Genomic DNA, 15,353 nt, shown 5'->3' with positions numbered 1-15,353 from the left:
CGGGGCGCTACCGTTTGCGGGCCTGCGACGCACGGACGGCGGCGCGCCGCCTCAGCGATCTGAGCAGCAGATAGCCTGCACCGACCGGCAGCAGGAGCAGGATGGCGATCGCCTCGCCGCTGCGCGGGCGCGGACCGGTGGTCATGCCCTGCCACAGGGCGAAGGCGACGCCGCCCGAGATCACCAGCGACACGGCGAGCATGGCCGCGAGGAACGCCAGGCCGATGGGCCCGTTCCAGAAGCTCATCCCTTCCGCCGTGGCGGGAAGCCCGTGACCGGCACGTTCTGCGGCGGTGCGGATCGCCACAGCAAAGGCGCCAAGGTCCGCCCCGGGATCGGGACGCGCAAGGTCGCTCGGGCCTCCCGTCATGGCCTGCGACAGGCGGAACCGCTGCCCCGCGCGCGTGGTGATTTCGATCAGCCGATCGAGGCCATTCTCGACATTGCGGAACGCGGCAATGTCCGGGAACGGCACGCAGATCCTGCGGGACAGGCCGGTCAGCGGAACCCTGGGGCGCTGGTGGATCTCGACGCCGCCCGGTCCGACCGTCCAGCGATGAACGCGAAAGGCCGTCACGAGCACCAGGCCGAGAAGCAGGACCGTGGTGATGGCCAGGGCGATCACCGCGGTCTCGAGATGGCGATCCTCGACAAGCCGCACGACCGCGACGGCGGCGGCGGCCACCAGTGCGACCACGCCGAAGAGGGCGGGAACTGCGACCTCAGACCGGCGATAGGTGGATTCGTAGACGCAGGTGTCGTCACGAAACGGTGCCGGCGTCATGGCCAGACCCTTGCGTCGGGCCGCCTCCGTCCCGCACGGCAGACAAGCGCTGTTCCGGAAGGCAGGCTCCGCGGGTCATGCCCCGGAGCCTGCCGCCGCGCTGGCCCGGTGGCGGTTCCCCCGCGCCTCACCCGACGATCGTCGCCGCCCGCTGCGCGAACCGCCCCTCGAACGACTTGCCGACCACGTCCGCCGGGACGGTCTGCATGTCCTTGTCGAGCGCCTTCAGCATGGCGAAGACCGCGTTCATGCCGTCCTGCGCCATCACGCCGGTCTTGGAATAGGCCTCCTTGGAGGACTGGACAGCGCGCATGTAGAGGGCCTTGTCACCGAGGTGGTACTGTTCGGGCACGGCATCCGCGATCTGCGCGGGCGTTGCCTTGTCGATCCAGCGCAGCGCCTTGTAGAGGCCGTTGACCGCAGCCTGCGTGGTGTTGGGGTTCTTCTCGATGAAGTCCTGGCGCAGGTAGAGGCAGGCCGCCGGATTGGTAGCGCCGAACAGGGCCTTCGTTCCGGCTTCCGTACGCGTGTCGATCAGCGTGACGACGTCGCCATCGGCCTCCAGCTTGGCAATCACCGGGTCGAGGTGGGAGATCAGGTCGATCTCGCCGCGCTTCATGGCGGCCACCGCACTCGCCCCGCCTCCGACACCGATGAAGCTGGCATCGGCAGCCGTCAGGCCGTGCTTCGACATGGCATGGACCACGGTGATCCAGGTCGAGGATCCCGGTGCGGTGACGCCGACCTTGAGGCCCTTGAAGTCGGCTGCCGACTTCACCCGGTCCGCGATGGCCTTGCGGACGGCGATGACGATGGTCGGGAAGCGCAACATCTCGATGGTGGCGCGGATGTCCTGGCCGCGCGCCTGCATGCGCAGGGTGTGCTCATAGGCGCCGGCCACCATGTCGACCGACCCCCCGACCAGTGCCTGCAGCGACCGCGCGCCGCCAGCAAAGTCATTGATCTCCATGTCGAGGCCGAACTCCTTGAAGTGGCCCTGGCGCTCGGCAATGGTCAGCGGCAGATAGTAGAGCAGCGACTTGCCGCCGACGCCCAGGACCACCTTGGGCTTTTCCAGCGCGCCCTGCGCGACGGCGGGCAGCGGCAGGGCGAGGCTGGCGCCCGCGCCCATCAGCGACAGAACCTGTCTGCGATCCATGGTATGTCCTCCCGATCGGGTTGCGGTGCCTTGCCCGGCACCTTGATGTCAGACTGTTTTAGTCTCCCCCGGCTTCCAGACAAGCAGGGGCTTCTCGACCAGCGTCACGACCCCGTCGATGACCATGACGAAGCCCATCAGGATGACCATTCCGGCGAACACGCCGGTGACGTCGAACACGCCCTCGGCCTGATGGATGAGGTAGCCGAGGCCGGCCGCCGAGCCCAGATACTCGCCCACCACAGCGCCGACCACGGCGAAGCCGACGGAGGTGTGGAGCGAGGAGAACAGCCAGGCAAGGGCCGCCGGCCAGTAGACGTGGCGCAGCAGTTGACGCTCGTTCATGCCCAGCATGCGGGCATTGGCGAGCACGACCTGCGGCACCTCGCGCACGCCCTGGTAGACGTTGAAGAAGACGATGAAGAAGACCAGCGTGACGCCGAGCCAGACCTTGGACCAGATGCCGAGGCCGAACCACAGGGCGAAGATCGGCGCCAGCACGACACGCGGCAGGGCGTTCATCATCTTGACATAGGGGTCGAAGACGGCGGCAACCAGCGGCTTTCGGGCGAACCAGAAGCCGATGACGATGCCGAGCGTCGCCCCGATGATGAAGGCGAGAATGGTCTCGATCAGCGTGATCCACAGGTGCCGGTAGACCGAGCCGTCGGCGAACATCGTGTAGACGCGCACGATGACGTCGATGGGCGTGGAGAAGAAGAAGCGCATCGTGCGCACGTCGCCGAACAGCGGCCAGTGCGTCATGACGTGCCAGAAGGCGAGGACCGCGACGGCGACGAGAACCTGCAGCGCCAGGAGCTTCGGACGCGAGATCGGCATCAGGCGGCTCCCTTGTCGGTGAGGCCGTAGGTCTTGCGAACCTCGTCGCGCAGGCAGGCCCAGATCTCGGCATGGAGGCGGTGGAAGGCCGGCTCGGAACGCACCTCGGCAATGTCGCGCGGCCGCGGAAGGTTGACGTCGAACTCGCCGATGAAACGCGAACTGGGGCCAGCCGACATGACCACCACCCGGTCCGACAGGGCAATGGCCTCGTCCAGATCATGGGTGACGAACATCACGGCCTTGCGGTCCTGATGCCACAGGTCGAGCAGGAGCTCGCTCATGATCAGGCGCGTCTGCGCATCGAGCGGCCCGAAGGGCTCGTCCATCAGCAGGATCTTCGGTTCGCGCACAAGGACCTGGGCAAGCGCCACGCGCTTCTTCTGGCCGCCGGAGAGCTGATGCGGATAACGGTCGCCGAAGGCGGCAAGCCCGACCCTGGCGAGAAAGGCGCGGGCCTTGTCATAGGCTGCCGCGCGCGAGAGGCCTGCCACCTCGAGACCGATCGAGACATTGTCGAGGGCCGTCTTCCACGGCATCAGCGCGTCCTGCTGGAACAGGTAGCCGGCCTGTCCGTTGAGGCCCGACAGGCGCGCGGAAAAGATGTCGCAGGTGCCGGAGGACGGCGGTATCAGGCCGGCGGCGATATTGAGCAGGGTCGACTTGCCGCAGCCGGTCGGGCCGAGCAGGGCCACGAACTCCCCGTCCCTCACCGACAGGTCGACGGGCTGAACCGCCTCGTATTTTCCGCCGCCCGCCAAAGCGTATGCGACCGAAACACCCTTGAGGTGCACGGCAATTGTCACGTCGCCTCCCCGGCGTTTCTGAAGTCGCGCGCCCACCTGGCGGACACAGACCTTCGGGATTGTCTCCCGGCTCGGGGCACATTATCGGCGGGACATCGGCTTGAGAAGGGAAGACCTGTCGCAGCGCTGGTCATTGCTGCTGGCGCGCCGCACGGTGCAGACGCGACGCCCGGCTCAGGCGCGCTCGGCCAGGACCTGGGCGATGGCCGCCCGCAGGTCCGGCATTCCGGCGCCCTTGCGGCTGGAGGTCGCGATGATCTGGGGGAAGGCCGCCGGGCGCTTGCGCAGCGCCTCCAGCGTCGCGACCTCGAGCTTCTCCAGCGCCGCAGCGTCGATCTGGTCCGCCTTGGTCAGCACGACCTGATAGGAGACCGCGGCCTTGTCGAGCATGTCCAGCACGTCGGTATCGACCGGCTTCAGCCCATGCCGGGCATCGACGAGCACATAGACGCGGGCAAGGCTCTGCCGGCCACGGAGATATTCGTGGATCACCGCGGTCCAGGCCTTCACCTTGGCCTCGGGGGCGGCGGCGAAGCCATAGCCCGGCATGTCGACCACGATGAGGTCGACGGCCTGGTCGCCGGTCACATGGAAGAAGTTCAGTTCCTGCGTGCGGCCCGGCGTATTGGAGGTGCGGGCGAGCTGGTTCTGGCCGACCAGCGCGTTGATCAGGCTCGACTTGCCGACATTGGAGCGGCCGGCAAAGGCGATCTCCACCCCGGCCATGGGCGGCAGATGCTTCATGTCCGGCGTGCCGCGCCAGAAGGTCCAGGGCCGGGCGAAGAGCTTGCGCCCGGCCTCGATCAGGTCATCGCCCGGTTGGGTGCCCATGTCCTCAGCCGGCCGGCTTGGCCGGCCCTCGCCCGAACATGCTGCGCAGATTGTCCCAGAGTTCGATCTTCACGCCGTATTTGCGCATGATCAGGCCCTGCTGCAGCACCGAGAGCAGGTTGTTCCAGGCCCAGTAGATGACCAGGCCCGCCGGGAACGAGGCCAGCATGAAGGTGAACAGGATCGGCATCCACTTGAAGAACGCGGCCTGGATCGGGTCCGTCGGGGCCGGGTTCATCTGCATCTGGACCCACATCGTGATGCCCATGATGATCGGCCAGATGCCGACCAGCAGGAAGGCGGGGACGGCGAAGGGCAGCAGGCCGAACAGGTTGAAGATGGAGGTCGGGTCCGGCGCGGACAGGTCCTGGATCCATCCGAAGAACGGCGCGTGCCGCATCTCGATGGTGATGAACAGCACCTTGTAGAGCGCGAAGAACACCGGAATCTGGATAAGGATGGGCCAACAGCCGGCGAGCGGATTGATCTTCTCGCGCTTGTAGAGCGCCATCAGCTCCTGCTGCTGCTTCATCTTGTCTTCGGCGTAGCGATCGCGGATCGCCATCATCTCCGGCTGCACCTTCTTCATCATGGTGATGGAGGCGTAGCTCTTGTTGGCGAGCGGGAAGAACAGGGCCTTGATGAGCAGCGTCACCAGCAGGATGGCGATGCCGAAATTGCCCGTCTGGACGAAGAACCAGTCCATGACGATGAACAGCGGCTTGGTGATGAAATAGAACCAGCCCCAGTCGATCAGCCGGTCGAAGCGGTCGATCCGGTAGGTGTCGGAATAGCCGTCGACGACCCGCACCTCCTTGGCGCCGGCGAACAGGCGCGTCACGGTCTCGGACGATCCGCCCGGCGCGATGGTCTGGGCCGGCTTGAGGAAATCGGCCTGGTAGCTCTTCAGCGTCCCGGCCTGGAAGAACTTGAAGCTGGCATCCGTCTCGGTCGCCGCATCAGGGACCAGCGTTGCCGCCCAGTACTTGTCGGTGATGCCGAGCCAGCTTCCCGCGGCTTTCCATGTCTGGGTCCGGTTCGGAGCCGATTCGATCCCGGAATAGCTCACCTCCTGAAGGCCGGCCTGGCCGAACACGCCGATCAGGCCCTCGTGCAGGATGTAGAAGCCCGAGGTGTGGGGCGTGCCGTGCCGCGAGATCAGGCCATAGGCGTGGAGGACGGCCGGTGCGGAGCCGGAATTGGTCACGCCGTCCTTCACCGTGATCATGTAGTTCTGGTCGATCTCGAAGGTGCGGCGGAACGTCAGGCCCTGGCCATTGTCCCAAGTCAGGACCAGAGGCGTTGCAGGCGTCAGCCGGCCGGTCCCCTGCTGGGTCCAGAGGGTCTGGTTGGTGGGCACCGGAATGGCGGCTCCGGCACCTGGCACGTAGCCGAACTCGGCATAGAACGGGTGGCGGTTCTGGAGCGGATCGACCGGCGAGCCCTGCGGGGCGAACAGCACGACGTTCGGGCTGTTGCGCGAAATCCCCTCGCGATAGTTGGTCAGAACGAGGTCGTCGACACGGCCACCGACGAGGTTGATGGAGCCGGTCAGGCGCGGGGTCTCGATGCCGACACGCGGGGTCGCGGCGAGAATCGTCTCGCGGCTGGCGGCACCAGCCGGGGCGGGCGCGGCGGGAACGGCTGCGCCGGGGGCTGCGGGGGTCGCGGTCTGGCCAGTTGCGGGGGCCGGCGGCGCGCCGGGCGTCGGCGGGGCTCCGGGCGTCGCCTGCGCCTGCGGCTGCGGTGCCTGACCGGCCTGCTGCTGCGCTTGCTGCTGCTGGCGCTGGGCCTCGCGCTGGCGCTCCATCTGCGGCATGCCGACAAAATACTGCCAGCCCACCAGAACCAGGATCGAGAGCACGATCGCGAGGATGAAGTTGCGGTTGTCAGCCATCGGTCCGTCCGGATGCGGTCGGTGTTTCGGGAGCGGGGCTGCGCGGCACGTCGCGCGGCCTCTGCCGGCCGGCGCGCTGCAAAGCCTCCTCAAGGTCGACCTGCAAGGTCTCGAAGGGGCGGGTCAGCGCGGCGCGGCTGGCGATCAGAACATAGTCGGAACCGGAACGGGCCCGGCCGGCCGCCGACAGGCGGACCGCCTCCTTGAGGCGACGGCGCATGCGGTTGCGCTCGACGGCGCCGCCCGTCTTCTTCGTCACGGTGAAGCCGAAGCGGGGCGGTGCATCATCACCGCGCGGACGTTCCTGCAGCACGAAGGCCGCCGTGGGAACACGGCGGCCCTTTTTTGAACAGGCGACGAAGTCGGCACGGCGGACGAGGCGTCGGAGCGATGGTGCATCGGTCATCGGCGCCTCCCCGATCCACTCAGCCGAGACTTCGGCCGGAGCGGCTCACGCGGACAGGCGCTTGCGGCCGCGGGCGCGGCGGGCAGCCAGCACCTTGCGGCCGCCAACGGTCGACATGCGGGCACGGAAGCCATGGCGGCGCTTGCGCACGAGCCGGGAGGGTTGAAAAGTGCGTTTCACGGGACGTCTCCGCGCGGTCTGGATCGTTCGATCGGAAAATGTCGGAAACGGCCTGCGGGACGCCTTCCGCGAACGGACAGCGTTCTCGGGCGCGGGCCGCTCCCAAGTCGGCGCGGGTTATAGGCCGCGACCGCGCGAAAAGTCAACGCGGCAAGAAACCCGACGCCGAACGGGCGATCCAGCGCGCGAGGGCGCGGAACAATGCCCGGCTGGCTGCCTCACCGTGAGCGCCGGCGTCAGGCGACCTGACGCAAGCCGGGCGCGGCCGTCTTGCCCCGGACCTCCGCCTCCTCGAACTCGGCGGCAAGGATGGCGCGCGCAAGCGCATCGCGCAACTCACGGGCGCTGTCCAGCGTCAGTTCAATGCCGGCGCGCGCACCGGGGTCGAGCCCGGCATTGACGAAGTCGAGCGTGATGACGTCGTCCAGCGGCGCGTGACGCGCATGGTCATAGGCCACCACCGCCTGCGTAAGCGGGAACCAGGCCTCGCCGCGCTTGGCCATGCCCTCGGCCGGGACGATCTCGACGATGGACGTGCACATGGCTTGAGCCTCCCGTCAGGCCAGATGACGGCCGAAGAACGCAAAGACCTTGCCCCAGGCATCCATCGCCTGTTCGGGCCGGTAGAGCGGCCGGTGCCAGTAGAAGAAGCCGTGGCCGGCGCCGTCATAGCGGTGGAATTCGTAGGCCTTGCCGTGCTCCTTCAGGGCGGCCTCGTGGCGGTCGACCTGTTCGGGGCTCGGCGCCCGGTCGTCATTGCCGAAGATGCCGATGAGCGGGCAGGACAGGTCAGCCGTCAGGTCGATGGGCGCAACCGGCGTCTTCCCGTTGAGCTCCTCCGCGGCCATGACGACGCGCCCGCCCCACAGGTCCGCACAGGCGTCCACGTCGGTCCTGCGGCTGGCATAGATGACGGCATGGCGACCGCCCGAGCAGGAGCCGAACAGGCCGACCTTGCCGTTGTGGCCCGGCTGGGATCGCAGCCACGCGACGGCCGCGGCCGTGTCACCGACCATCTGCGCGTCGGCGATGCCTCCCTCGGCGCGGACGCGGGCTGCGACGTCGTCGGGATCGCCCGGGCCGGCCCGCTCGTAGAGGTTGGCGCAGATGGCGATGTAGCCGTGATGGGCGAAGCGCCGCGTCGTCTCGATATAGAGCTCGCTCCAGCCCGGCAGGTGATGGATCAGCACCACGCCCGGAAACGGCCCGGCGCCCTCCGGCCGGGCGACATAGGCGGAGACGGGCGTGCCGCCGTCGCCGCTGAGGGTCACCGTCTCGCAGGTCATGCCCCGATAGAACGCCATGGTTCCTCCCTTGTCGTTGTCAGCCCCTCGTCAGCCTGCCGGACAAGCGAAGGGTCAGGTCAGCGGGATGTCGGTGACATGCTCGCGGAAGGCCGGCCGCTCCATGAGCGCTGAATACCAGCGGTCGACATGCGCATAGGCCGGGCTTTCCGGGATCAGCGCCTTGTAGCGGAAGACCATGACGCCGATCGGAATGTCGGCCACCGAAAAGGTGTTGCCGACCACGTAGAGATGCCGGCCGAGTTCGTCATCGAGCATCTTCATCGAGGCGATGGCGAGTTTCCGCGCGCGGTCGATGGCGGCATTGTCGCGCTGCTCGGGCGGCGTCCGCACCATGCCGATGAAGACCGGTCCGACCCCCATGCCGAGCTCGGTCTGCTGCCAGTCCATCCACATGTCGACACGGGCCTGGTCGGCGAGGGCGGCCGGCATCAGCCGGCCATGCCTGCGGGCAAGGTGCCGGCAGATGGCGTTGGATTCCCACAGGACCACGCCCTGATCCTCGATTGTCGGGATCTTGCCGTTCGGGTTCATGGCCCGGTAGTCCGCTCCGTCGACGATGCCGAACTGGCGGCCCGCATCGACGCGCTCATGGGCGATGCCGAGTTCGCCGACGCACCACATGACCTTCTGCACGTTGGACGAATTGTTCCGTCCCCAGACCTTCAGCATGACCGGTTCCTATCGCTGGCATGTCGGGCAGAGGAACGTCGAGCGGTTCGACTGCACGATGCGCCGAACAATGGTCCGGCAGCCGGGCGTGACGCAAGCCTCGCCCTCCCTGTCATAGACATGGAAGCTGTGCTGGAAATAGCCGAGCTCGCCGGAGGGCTGCGCATGGTCGCGCAGCGACGAGCCGCCGGCCTCGATCGCCTCGGCGATCACCTGCCGGATGACGGGCACCAGCCGTTCCAGCCGGGCCGTGGGCCTGCCGGCCTTCGTCACCAGCGTGCCGGCGGCGCGCTCAGGCGACAGGCCGGCGCGGAACAGCGCCTCGCAGACATAGATGTTGCCGAGACCGGCAATGATCGACTGGTCGAGCAGCGCGGCCTTGAGAGGCGCGGACTTGCCGCGGAAGGCGGATGCCAGATGCTCCGCGGAGAGGTCGTTGCCGGTCGGCTCGACACCCAGATGGGCGATGAGCGGATGTTCGGCGAGCGCCGGGCGCGCAGCCATCAGCATGAAGCCGAAGCGGCGCGGATCATTGTAGGTGACGGTCGCACCCGACGACAGGCGGAACACGACATGGTCATGGGCCGCGGCGCGCGAGCGCTCGTGGTGGAAGTCGCCGACCACAGCGCCCTCGATCCGGAACGAGCCGGACATGCCGAGGTGCATGATGACCACCTCGCCGTCGTCGAGATCGGCGAGGAGATATTTGGCGCGGCGGCCGAGTGAGGCGATGCGCCGGCCGGCAAGCCGCTCGGCGAAGCGCTCGGGAAAGGGAAAGCGCAGGTCCGGCCTGCGCAGCTCTGCGGCCAGGATGGTCGCGCCCTCCATGACCGGCGCCAGGCCCCGCCGCACCGTCTCGACCTCTGGCAGTTCCGGCATGGCGCTGATCGTCTCCCGGCCGCATCGGCCGGCCTGCCCCGACATAGCGCCGGCCGGAGGCTTCCGCTATGGTCCGGCCGAATTCGCGGGACCCTTTCATGTCAGCAGCGCCCACCGACACCGATTTCGGCTTTCGCCGCGTCGATCTCGACGCCAAGCAGGGGCTCGTCGACGAGGTGTTCCACAAGGTCGCCGGCCGCTACGACCTGATGAACGACCTGATGTCGGCCGGCCTGCATCGCGTCTGGAAGGACGTGATGGTGACCCGTCTCGGCGTGCCGAAGCAGCGTCCGTTCCGGCATCTCGACGTTGCCGGCGGAACGGGAGACGTCGCCTTCAAGGTGGTCGCGGCGGGTTCAGCCGCTTCCGCCACGGTCTGCGACATCAACGGCGAGATGCTCAAGGTCGGCCGCGAGCGGGCCGGCCAACGCGGCCTTGGCGAGCGCGTCGCCTTCATTCAGGGCAATGCAGAGGCGCTGCCCTGCCTGGCCTCGTCCTTCGACGGCTATACCATCGCCTTCGGCATCCGGAACGTGCCGCGCATCCAGCAGGCGCTGGACGAGGCCTTCCGCGTGCTGCGGCCCGGAGGCCGGCTGCTGGTTCTCGAATTTTCGCCCGACGTGCTGCCCGGCCTCGACCGGGTCTATGACGCCTATTCCTTCAACGTCATCCCGCCGATGGGGCGCATGGTGACCGGCGATGCCGAGCCCTACCAGTATCTCGTCGAATCGATCCGCAAGTTCCCCCGGAACGAGACCTTCGCCGGCATGGTCCGCAAGGCGGGCTTCTCCCGCGTCGACATCACACCCATGACCGGCGGCATCGTCTGCCTCACCGGCGGCTGGAAGCTCTGAGCCCGTGATCACCGGCTTCGTCCATATCCTGCGGCTGGCGCGTGCGGGCCTCGTCTTCGCCCGGGAGGGCGTGTTCGGCCTCGTCGATCCGGAGGCCCTGCCGCCGCCGGCCCGCCTGGCCTTACGGCTCGCGCGCCTCATCGAACGGCGCAGCACCGGAACGCGCGCCGACCGGCTGACCGCCGCGCTAACCCGGCTCGGGCCGACCTATGTGAAGCTCGGCCAGTTCCTGTCGACACGGCCAGACGTGGTGGGCGCCGCGATCGCCACCGACCTTGAGGCCCTGCAGGACAAGGTGCCGCCCTTCGACCAGGCGGAGGCCGAGCGCATTGTCGCCGAGAACCTCGGGGAACCCGTCGCCGCCATCTTCGCCTCGTTCGGCCCGCCGATCGCGGCAGCCTCCATCGCGCAGGTGCATCGCGCTACGGTCCGCGAGGGCGACAGCCTGCGCGACGTGGCCGTGAAGGTGCTGAGGCCGCGCGTGGCCGACCGCTTCCGCGCCGACCTGTCCGACTATTATTTCGCCGCCCGGCTCGCCGAGCGGCTGGTGCCGGACAGCCGGCGCCTCAAGCCGGTCGGCGTGGTCGACACGCTGGCCCGCTCGATGGGGATGGAACTGGACCTCCGGCTGGAGGCCGCCGCCGCCTCGGAACTCGCCGAGCGCACGAAGGACGATCCCGGCTTTCGCGTGCCCTCCGTCGACTGGATTCGCACGGGAAAGTCCGTGCTCACAACCGAATGGATCGACGGCATCCGCCTCGGCGACCGGGAGGGCCTGGCAAAGGCCGGCGTGGATGCCCGCGCATTGGGCCAGATCGTGATCCAGAGCTTCCTGCGCCAGGCACTGCGCGACGGCTTCTTTCATGCCGACATGCACCAGGGCAACCTGTTCGCGGATCCGGCCGGCAATCTCGTCGCGGTGGATTTCGGCATCATGGGCCGGATCGGGCCGAAGGAGCGCCGCTTCCTGGCCGAGATCCTGCTCGGCTTCATCACCAAGCAGTACCGGCGCGTGGCGGAGGTGCATTTCGAGGCCGGCTATGTACCGGGGCACCATTCCATCGACGAGTTCGCCCAGGCGATCCGCGCTATCGGCGAGCCGATCCATTCGCGCACGGCCGACCAGATCTCGATGGCGAAGCTCCTGTCCCTGCTGTTCGAGGTGACCGGCATCTTCGAGATGAAGACGCGCACCGAACTGATCCTGCTGCAGAAGACCATGGTGGTGGTCGAAGGCGTCGCCCGGTCGCTGGACCCGCGCCTCGACATCTGGACGACGTCCGAACCGGTGGTGCGCGACTGGATCACGCGCAATCTCGGGCCCGTCGGGCGCATCGAGGAGATGGGCGAAGGGGCCCGCACGGTCGGCCGGGTGATTTCCGAGGCACCAGCCCTGCTCGGCCGTGCGGCAATGCTGTCGGAGCGGATCGACGAGCTGACGAAGGACGGCTTCGTGCTCGCCCCGGATTCGCTCAAGGGCATCGGCGAGGCGGAAGCCCGGCGCAACCGTGCCTCGACCGTGGCCCTCTGGGCCATCGCGCTCCTGCTCGCCGCGCACCTCATCTGGCGATAGGCCGGGCTTCCGCCGCAAGTCAGCCGCAATCCACAGGCATCCAGCGGCTTCATCCCCCACAAGACGGGCCACATGACGAAGCTTCGCGATCTCGCCAACACGCTGTTCAGCGCGCTGGTCATCGTGGTGGTGCTGCGATCCTTCGCGTTTGCCACCTATCACATCCCGTCGGAGAGCATGGTTCCGACGCTCGAGATCGGCGACCGCGTGGCCGCGACGAAGTATCCCTTCGGCTACAGCCGCTATTCGCTGGTGGGCGGCGACTACCTGCCGCGCTTTCCAGGCGAGACCGGCCGGGTGCCTGCCGCCATGCCCGGTCGCGGGGACGTCGCCGTCTTCCGCCATCCCGTGTCGGGCGAGGATTTCGTCAAGCGCGTGGTGGGCCTGCCCGGCGACCGGGTTGCGATTCGCGACGGCAGGGTCTGGCTGAACGGCGAGGAAGTGCCGCTCACCCAGTCGGGCCGCTGGACCTACCGGACCACCGATGGCGCGGTTGTCGCCGTCACCGCCTATCGGGAGATGCTTCCCGGCTCAAGCCGGCCGCACACGGTGATCCTGCGCGACCGGCGTCCGGTTGATTCCGACATGGCCGAACTGGTGGTGCCCGAGGGCCGGCTCTTCATGCTCGGGGACAATCGGGACAATTCCGCCGACAGCCGCTTTGCCGCGATGGGGTCCGTACCGGTGGAGAACCTGGTCGGGCGGGCCGACGCCATCCTCTATTCGTTTGCGAGCTGTGCGGGGGAAGCGGGTTTGCGCTGCGCGCCGCGGCGGCTGCTGGAACGGGTGGACTGACCGTCCGTCAGCCTCTGCCGCCATATTGCGGCAGCGACCAGCCGCGCGCGATGGCGAGACCGCGGATCAAGAAGACCACCGCGAAGCCGAGCAGGTCATCGACCTCGGGCGACAGCAGTCGGTTGGCCAGAACGAAGACGATGGCTCCCGCCAAGGCTGCGGTCACGTAGATGTCGCGGCGCAGCGCCAGCGGCACGTCGCCGGCCAGGATGTCGCGGATGATGCCGCCGAACGTCGCCGTGACGACGCCGAGCATCACCGCGGAAATGGCGGGGGCATCGGCGCCGAGGGCCTTGGCAGTGCCGGTAACCGTGAACAGGGCGAGGCCCAGCGCGTCGGCCCACAGGATCGCCTTGGCCCGGCCCTCGCGCTCGAACAGATGCGCGGTGAAGAACGCTGCGAGCGAGACGACGAGGCAGATGACCACGACGGTCGGGTCGAGGATCCACGGCACCGGCCGGATGCCGAGCAGGATGTCGCGCAGCGTTCCGCCGCCGATGCCGGTGACCGTGCCGAGCAGCGCGAACCCGAAGGGATCCATCTGCTTGCGCGCGGCCACCAGCGCGCCGGTCAGCGCAAAAACCGCGACGCCTGCCCATTCCAGCCAGGGCAGGAGCCCGGTCATCGCCCCTACTTGCTCTCGGACGGGGTCTGCGCCGGCGCCACCTTCGGCCCGCCCTTGGAGACGCCGACGAGGGCTGGCCTCAGCACGCGCTCGCCGATCGTGTAGCCGGCCTGCACGGTCTGGACGACCATGCCGGCGGGCACCTGGTCGTTCGGCATCTCGAACATGGCCTGGTGCAGGTTGGGATCGAATTTCTGGCCGTCCGGCTCGATCCGGCGGATGCCGTGCTTCTCCAGGGTCTTCAGCAATTCGCGCTCGGTGAGGTCGACGCCGTCGGCAAAGGCCTTCAGCGGACCGTCGGCCGGCAGCGCCTCGGCCGGCAGGCTCTCGAAGGCGCGGCGGATGTTGTCGGCCACGTTGAGCAGGTCGCGGGCAAAGCTGCTGACCGCATAGGTGCGGGCATCGGCCACCTCGCGCTCGGTGCGCTTGCGGATGTTTTCCATCTCGGCAAGCGTGCGCAGCAGGCGATCCTTCATCATCGCCGCCTCTGCCCTCACCTCCTCGATGAGATCGACCGGCGCAATCTCGTCAGCCGCTGCTGCGCCTGCCGGCGTCTCGTCTGCCATCATGTCGTCGTTCTGCGCTTCCGTGCGCGTGTCCTTCGGATCGGTCATGGCGTCTCGCCTGTCATGGAACGGGTTGGGCCGGATATCGAGGCTTCGCGCGCAGAAATCAAGGCTGCGTGATCACAGGGGAGCCTTCGGGCCGGCAATGCGGGCGAGCAGGTCAGCGCCTGCGGCATGCTCGCCCGCGCGCAGATGCCTGATCCATTCAATCATGAGACTGTTCAGGGGCGCAGCCGCTCCCGCCCGTTCCGCCATCCGGACGATGGCGCCGCACAGGTCGTCGATCTCGGTCGGCCGGCCGGCCTCGATATCGTCGAGCATGGAAGAGCGGGCACGCTCGTCGATGGACAGCATGCTGGCGGCGATGCGCGAGAAGGCCCAGGTCGGCAGGCGCAGGATGGTCGGGATCAGGGCTGGCGGGGCGGCGCCAATCTTTGCCGGGCGGATGCCGGCGGCCTTCATGACGGCCAGCGCCTCGGCCTGCAGGGCGGCCAGCACGCGCCGGTAGTCCGGGTCGAGAAGCTGGCGCTTCAATGGCAGGCCGGACAGCGCATTGACCGGATTGTTCAGGTTCAGAAGGAGCTTGCCCCACTGCACCGCCGCCATGTCGGACGAAAGGGTCAGCGGCAGGCCGGCGGCTGCAAAAGCGGGTGCCACGGCCCGCACGGCCGGGTGGTCCTCGGCGTGGAGATCGCCCGAAGTGCCGCGATGGGCGGTGACAGGCGCGCCATCCTCCATGCTCAGCGCCACATTGAACGGCACCATGCCGGCGAGCACGACGAGACCGGGCGCGGCGCTGCGGATGCGGGCGGGATTATCCACGCCGTTCTGCAGCGACAGGACCGGTGTCCCGGGAGGAAGAACAGCGGCAATCCCAGCCGCCGCGGCCTCCGTCGAGGGGCCCTTGACGCACAGGAGGACGAAGGGCCCGCCGCCTGCCTGCAGGGCTGCCTCGGCGGGGGTTCCGGCCAGGTGCAGGCTCTGCGGGGCAAGGTCGAAGCGAGAGCCGTCGAGATCCGTGACGGACAGTCCGCGCGCGGCAAGGGCCATGCGGCTGCGATCATGGGCGAGAAAGACCACGCGCGCGCCGGACGCTGCCAGCCGCCCGCCGACATGACAGCCGATGGCGCCGGCACCGACAACGATGAACGCGGGACGACCGGCCGGCACAGCCATCGCGAC

General features: G+C 68.2%; 18 protein-coding genes. 3 read left to right on the top strand and 15 right to left on the bottom strand.

Annotation, left to right across the window (positions count from 1 at the left end; genetic code table 11):
• Positions 1–7: 7 nt before the first annotated feature.
• The 12 genes from ACTIFS_RS04585 to mutM form a co-directional block, all read right to left on the bottom strand.
• Positions 8–784, bottom strand: a complete 777-nt coding sequence (locus ACTIFS_RS04585) for a hypothetical protein (protein WP_439572857.1) — start codon at positions 782–784, stop codon at positions 8–10.
• Between the two features lie 127 nt (positions 785–911).
• Entirely contained in the window at positions 912–1,943 is a 1,032-nt protein-coding gene (locus ACTIFS_RS04580; RefSeq protein WP_439572856.1) for an ABC transporter substrate-binding protein, read from the bottom strand.
• Positions 1,944–1,991: 48 nt separating this feature from the next.
• Positions 1,992–2,777 (bottom strand): ABC transporter permease, encoded by a 786-nt coding sequence (locus ACTIFS_RS04575; protein ID WP_439573046.1) that lies wholly within the window; start codon positions 2,775–2,777, stop codon positions 1,992–1,994.
• 5 nt (positions 2,778–2,782) lie between these two features.
• Positions 2,783–3,589 (bottom strand): ABC transporter ATP-binding protein, encoded by an 807-nt coding sequence (locus tag ACTIFS_RS04570; protein WP_439572855.1) that lies wholly within the window; start codon positions 3,587–3,589, stop codon positions 2,783–2,785.
• A 174-nt stretch (positions 3,590–3,763) separates the two neighbouring features.
• Positions 3,764–4,420, bottom strand: a complete 657-nt coding sequence (gene yihA, locus ACTIFS_RS04565; RefSeq protein ID WP_439572854.1) for a ribosome biogenesis GTP-binding protein YihA/YsxC — start codon at positions 4,418–4,420, stop codon at positions 3,764–3,766.
• Between the two features lie 4 nt (positions 4,421–4,424).
• A complete protein-coding gene (gene yidC / locus ACTIFS_RS04560) occupies positions 4,425–6,317 on the bottom strand; it encodes a membrane protein insertase YidC (RefSeq protein ID WP_439572853.1) in 1,893 nt (630 codons plus the stop codon).
• The gene (gene rnpA / locus ACTIFS_RS04555; protein WP_439572852.1) at positions 6,310–6,723 is read right to left on the bottom strand and encodes a ribonuclease P protein component; all 414 of its coding nucleotides are present in this window, start codon (positions 6,721–6,723) and stop codon (positions 6,310–6,312) included. Before rnpA ends, yidC begins: the two co-directional genes overlap by 8 nt.
• A gap of 45 nt (positions 6,724–6,768) precedes the next feature.
• A complete protein-coding gene (gene rpmH, locus ACTIFS_RS04550) occupies positions 6,769–6,903 on the bottom strand; it encodes a 50S ribosomal protein L34 (RefSeq protein ID WP_439572851.1) in 135 nt (44 codons plus the stop codon).
• Positions 6,904–7,139: 236 nt separating this feature from the next.
• Positions 7,140–7,445: a DUF6295 family protein gene (locus ACTIFS_RS04545; RefSeq protein WP_439572850.1), complete on the bottom strand. Its 306-nt coding sequence runs from the start codon at positions 7,443–7,445 to the stop codon at positions 7,140–7,142.
• 15 nt (positions 7,446–7,460) lie between these two features.
• On the bottom strand, positions 7,461–8,207 hold the full coding sequence (locus ACTIFS_RS04540; RefSeq protein ID WP_439572849.1) for a dienelactone hydrolase family protein: 747 nt from the start codon (positions 8,205–8,207) through the stop codon (positions 7,461–7,463).
• Positions 8,208–8,261: 54 nt separating this feature from the next.
• Complete coding sequence (locus tag ACTIFS_RS04535) at positions 8,262–8,879, bottom strand: glutathione S-transferase family protein (protein ID WP_439572848.1); 618 nt, start codon at positions 8,877–8,879, stop codon at positions 8,262–8,264.
• Positions 8,880–8,888: 9 nt separating this feature from the next.
• Positions 8,889–9,758, bottom strand: a complete 870-nt coding sequence (gene mutM, locus ACTIFS_RS04530; protein ID WP_439572847.1) for a bifunctional DNA-formamidopyrimidine glycosylase/DNA-(apurinic or apyrimidinic site) lyase — start codon at positions 9,756–9,758, stop codon at positions 8,889–8,891.
• A gap of 98 nt (positions 9,759–9,856) precedes the next feature.
• Here mutM and ubiE point away from each other — a divergent pair, with 98 nt between their 5' ends.
• The 3 genes from ubiE to lepB all read left to right on the top strand — a co-directional run bounded on the left by ubiE (position 9,857) and on the right by lepB (position 12,980).
• Positions 9,857–10,612 (top strand): bifunctional demethylmenaquinone methyltransferase/2-methoxy-6-polyprenyl-1,4-benzoquinol methylase UbiE, encoded by a 756-nt coding sequence (gene ubiE, locus ACTIFS_RS04525; protein WP_439572846.1) that lies wholly within the window; start codon positions 9,857–9,859, stop codon positions 10,610–10,612.
• Positions 10,613–10,616: 4 nt separating this feature from the next.
• Positions 10,617–12,185 carry a 2-polyprenylphenol 6-hydroxylase gene (ubiB, locus tag ACTIFS_RS04520; protein WP_439572845.1) on the top strand — a complete coding sequence of 523 codons (1,569 nt, stop codon included), beginning with the start codon at positions 10,617–10,619 and terminating at the stop codon, positions 12,183–12,185.
• A gap of 72 nt (positions 12,186–12,257) precedes the next feature.
• A complete protein-coding gene (gene lepB, locus ACTIFS_RS04515) occupies positions 12,258–12,980 on the top strand; it encodes a signal peptidase I (protein ID WP_439572844.1) in 723 nt (240 codons plus the stop codon).
• A gap of 7 nt (positions 12,981–12,987) precedes the next feature.
• Here lepB and ACTIFS_RS04510 read toward each other — a convergent pair whose 3' ends face one another.
• From ACTIFS_RS04510 to ACTIFS_RS04500, 3 genes are all read right to left on the bottom strand, one after another.
• Complete coding sequence (locus tag ACTIFS_RS04510; RefSeq protein ID WP_439572843.1) at positions 12,988–13,605, bottom strand: trimeric intracellular cation channel family protein; 618 nt, start codon at positions 13,603–13,605, stop codon at positions 12,988–12,990.
• Between the two features lie 5 nt (positions 13,606–13,610).
• Positions 13,611–14,219, bottom strand: coding sequence for a nucleotide exchange factor GrpE (grpE, locus tag ACTIFS_RS04505; RefSeq protein ID WP_439572842.1), 609 nt, complete (start codon positions 14,217–14,219; stop codon positions 13,611–13,613).
• Positions 14,220–14,291: 72 nt separating this feature from the next.
• Positions 14,292–15,347 carry a 2-dehydropantoate 2-reductase gene (locus tag ACTIFS_RS04500; RefSeq protein WP_439572841.1) on the bottom strand — a complete coding sequence of 352 codons (1,056 nt, stop codon included), beginning with the start codon at positions 15,345–15,347 and terminating at the stop codon, positions 14,292–14,294.
• Positions 15,348–15,353 lie beyond the last annotated feature (6 nt).

It is taken from the genome of Phreatobacter sp. (genome assembly GCF_051860605.1).
Lineage (GTDB): Bacteria > Pseudomonadota > Alphaproteobacteria > Rhizobiales > Phreatobacteraceae > Phreatobacter.
The sequence above is the reverse complement of the archived record's forward strand: the minus strand, read 5'-3'. Positions and strand labels throughout refer to the sequence as shown.

Excerpts from the sequence above, each read along its gene's own strand:
- ACTIFS_RS04535 (WP_439572848.1), bottom strand. The coding sequence starts at position 8,879 with ATGCTGAAGGTCTGGGGACGGAACAATTCGTCCAACGTGCAGAAGGTC.
- ACTIFS_RS04585 (WP_439572857.1), bottom strand. The coding sequence starts at position 784 with ATGACGCCGGCACCGTTTCGTGACGACACCTGCGTCTACGAATCCACC.
- ACTIFS_RS04545 (WP_439572850.1), bottom strand. The coding sequence starts at position 7,445 with ATGTGCACGTCCATCGTCGAGATCGTCCCGGCCGAGGGCATGGCCAAG.
- ACTIFS_RS04540 (WP_439572849.1), bottom strand. The coding sequence starts at position 8,207 with ATGGCGTTCTATCGGGGCATGACCTGCGAGACGGTGACCCTCAGCGGC.
- mutM (WP_439572847.1), bottom strand. The coding sequence starts at position 9,758 with ATGCCGGAACTGCCAGAGGTCGAGACGGTGCGGCGGGGCCTGGCGCCG.
- ACTIFS_RS04510 (WP_439572843.1), bottom strand. The coding sequence starts at position 13,605 with ATGACCGGGCTCCTGCCCTGGCTGGAATGGGCAGGCGTCGCGGTTTTT.
- rnpA (WP_439572852.1), bottom strand. The coding sequence starts at position 6,723 with ATGACCGATGCACCATCGCTCCGACGCCTCGTCCGCCGTGCCGACTTC.
- grpE (WP_439572842.1), bottom strand. The coding sequence starts at position 14,219 with ATGACCGATCCGAAGGACACGCGCACGGAAGCGCAGAACGACGACATG.
- ubiE (WP_439572846.1), top strand. The coding sequence starts at position 9,857 with ATGTCAGCAGCGCCCACCGACACCGATTTCGGCTTTCGCCGCGTCGAT.
- yidC (WP_439572853.1), bottom strand. The coding sequence starts at position 6,317 with ATGGCTGACAACCGCAACTTCATCCTCGCGATCGTGCTCTCGATCCTG.
- lepB (WP_439572844.1), top strand. The coding sequence starts at position 12,258 with ATGACGAAGCTTCGCGATCTCGCCAACACGCTGTTCAGCGCGCTGGTC.
- ACTIFS_RS04500 (WP_439572841.1), bottom strand. The coding sequence starts at position 15,347 with ATGGCTGTGCCGGCCGGTCGTCCCGCGTTCATCGTTGTCGGTGCCGGC.
- yihA (WP_439572854.1), bottom strand. The coding sequence starts at position 4,420 with ATGGGCACCCAACCGGGCGATGACCTGATCGAGGCCGGGCGCAAGCTC.
- ACTIFS_RS04580 (WP_439572856.1), bottom strand. The coding sequence starts at position 1,943 with ATGGATCGCAGACAGGTTCTGTCGCTGATGGGCGCGGGCGCCAGCCTC.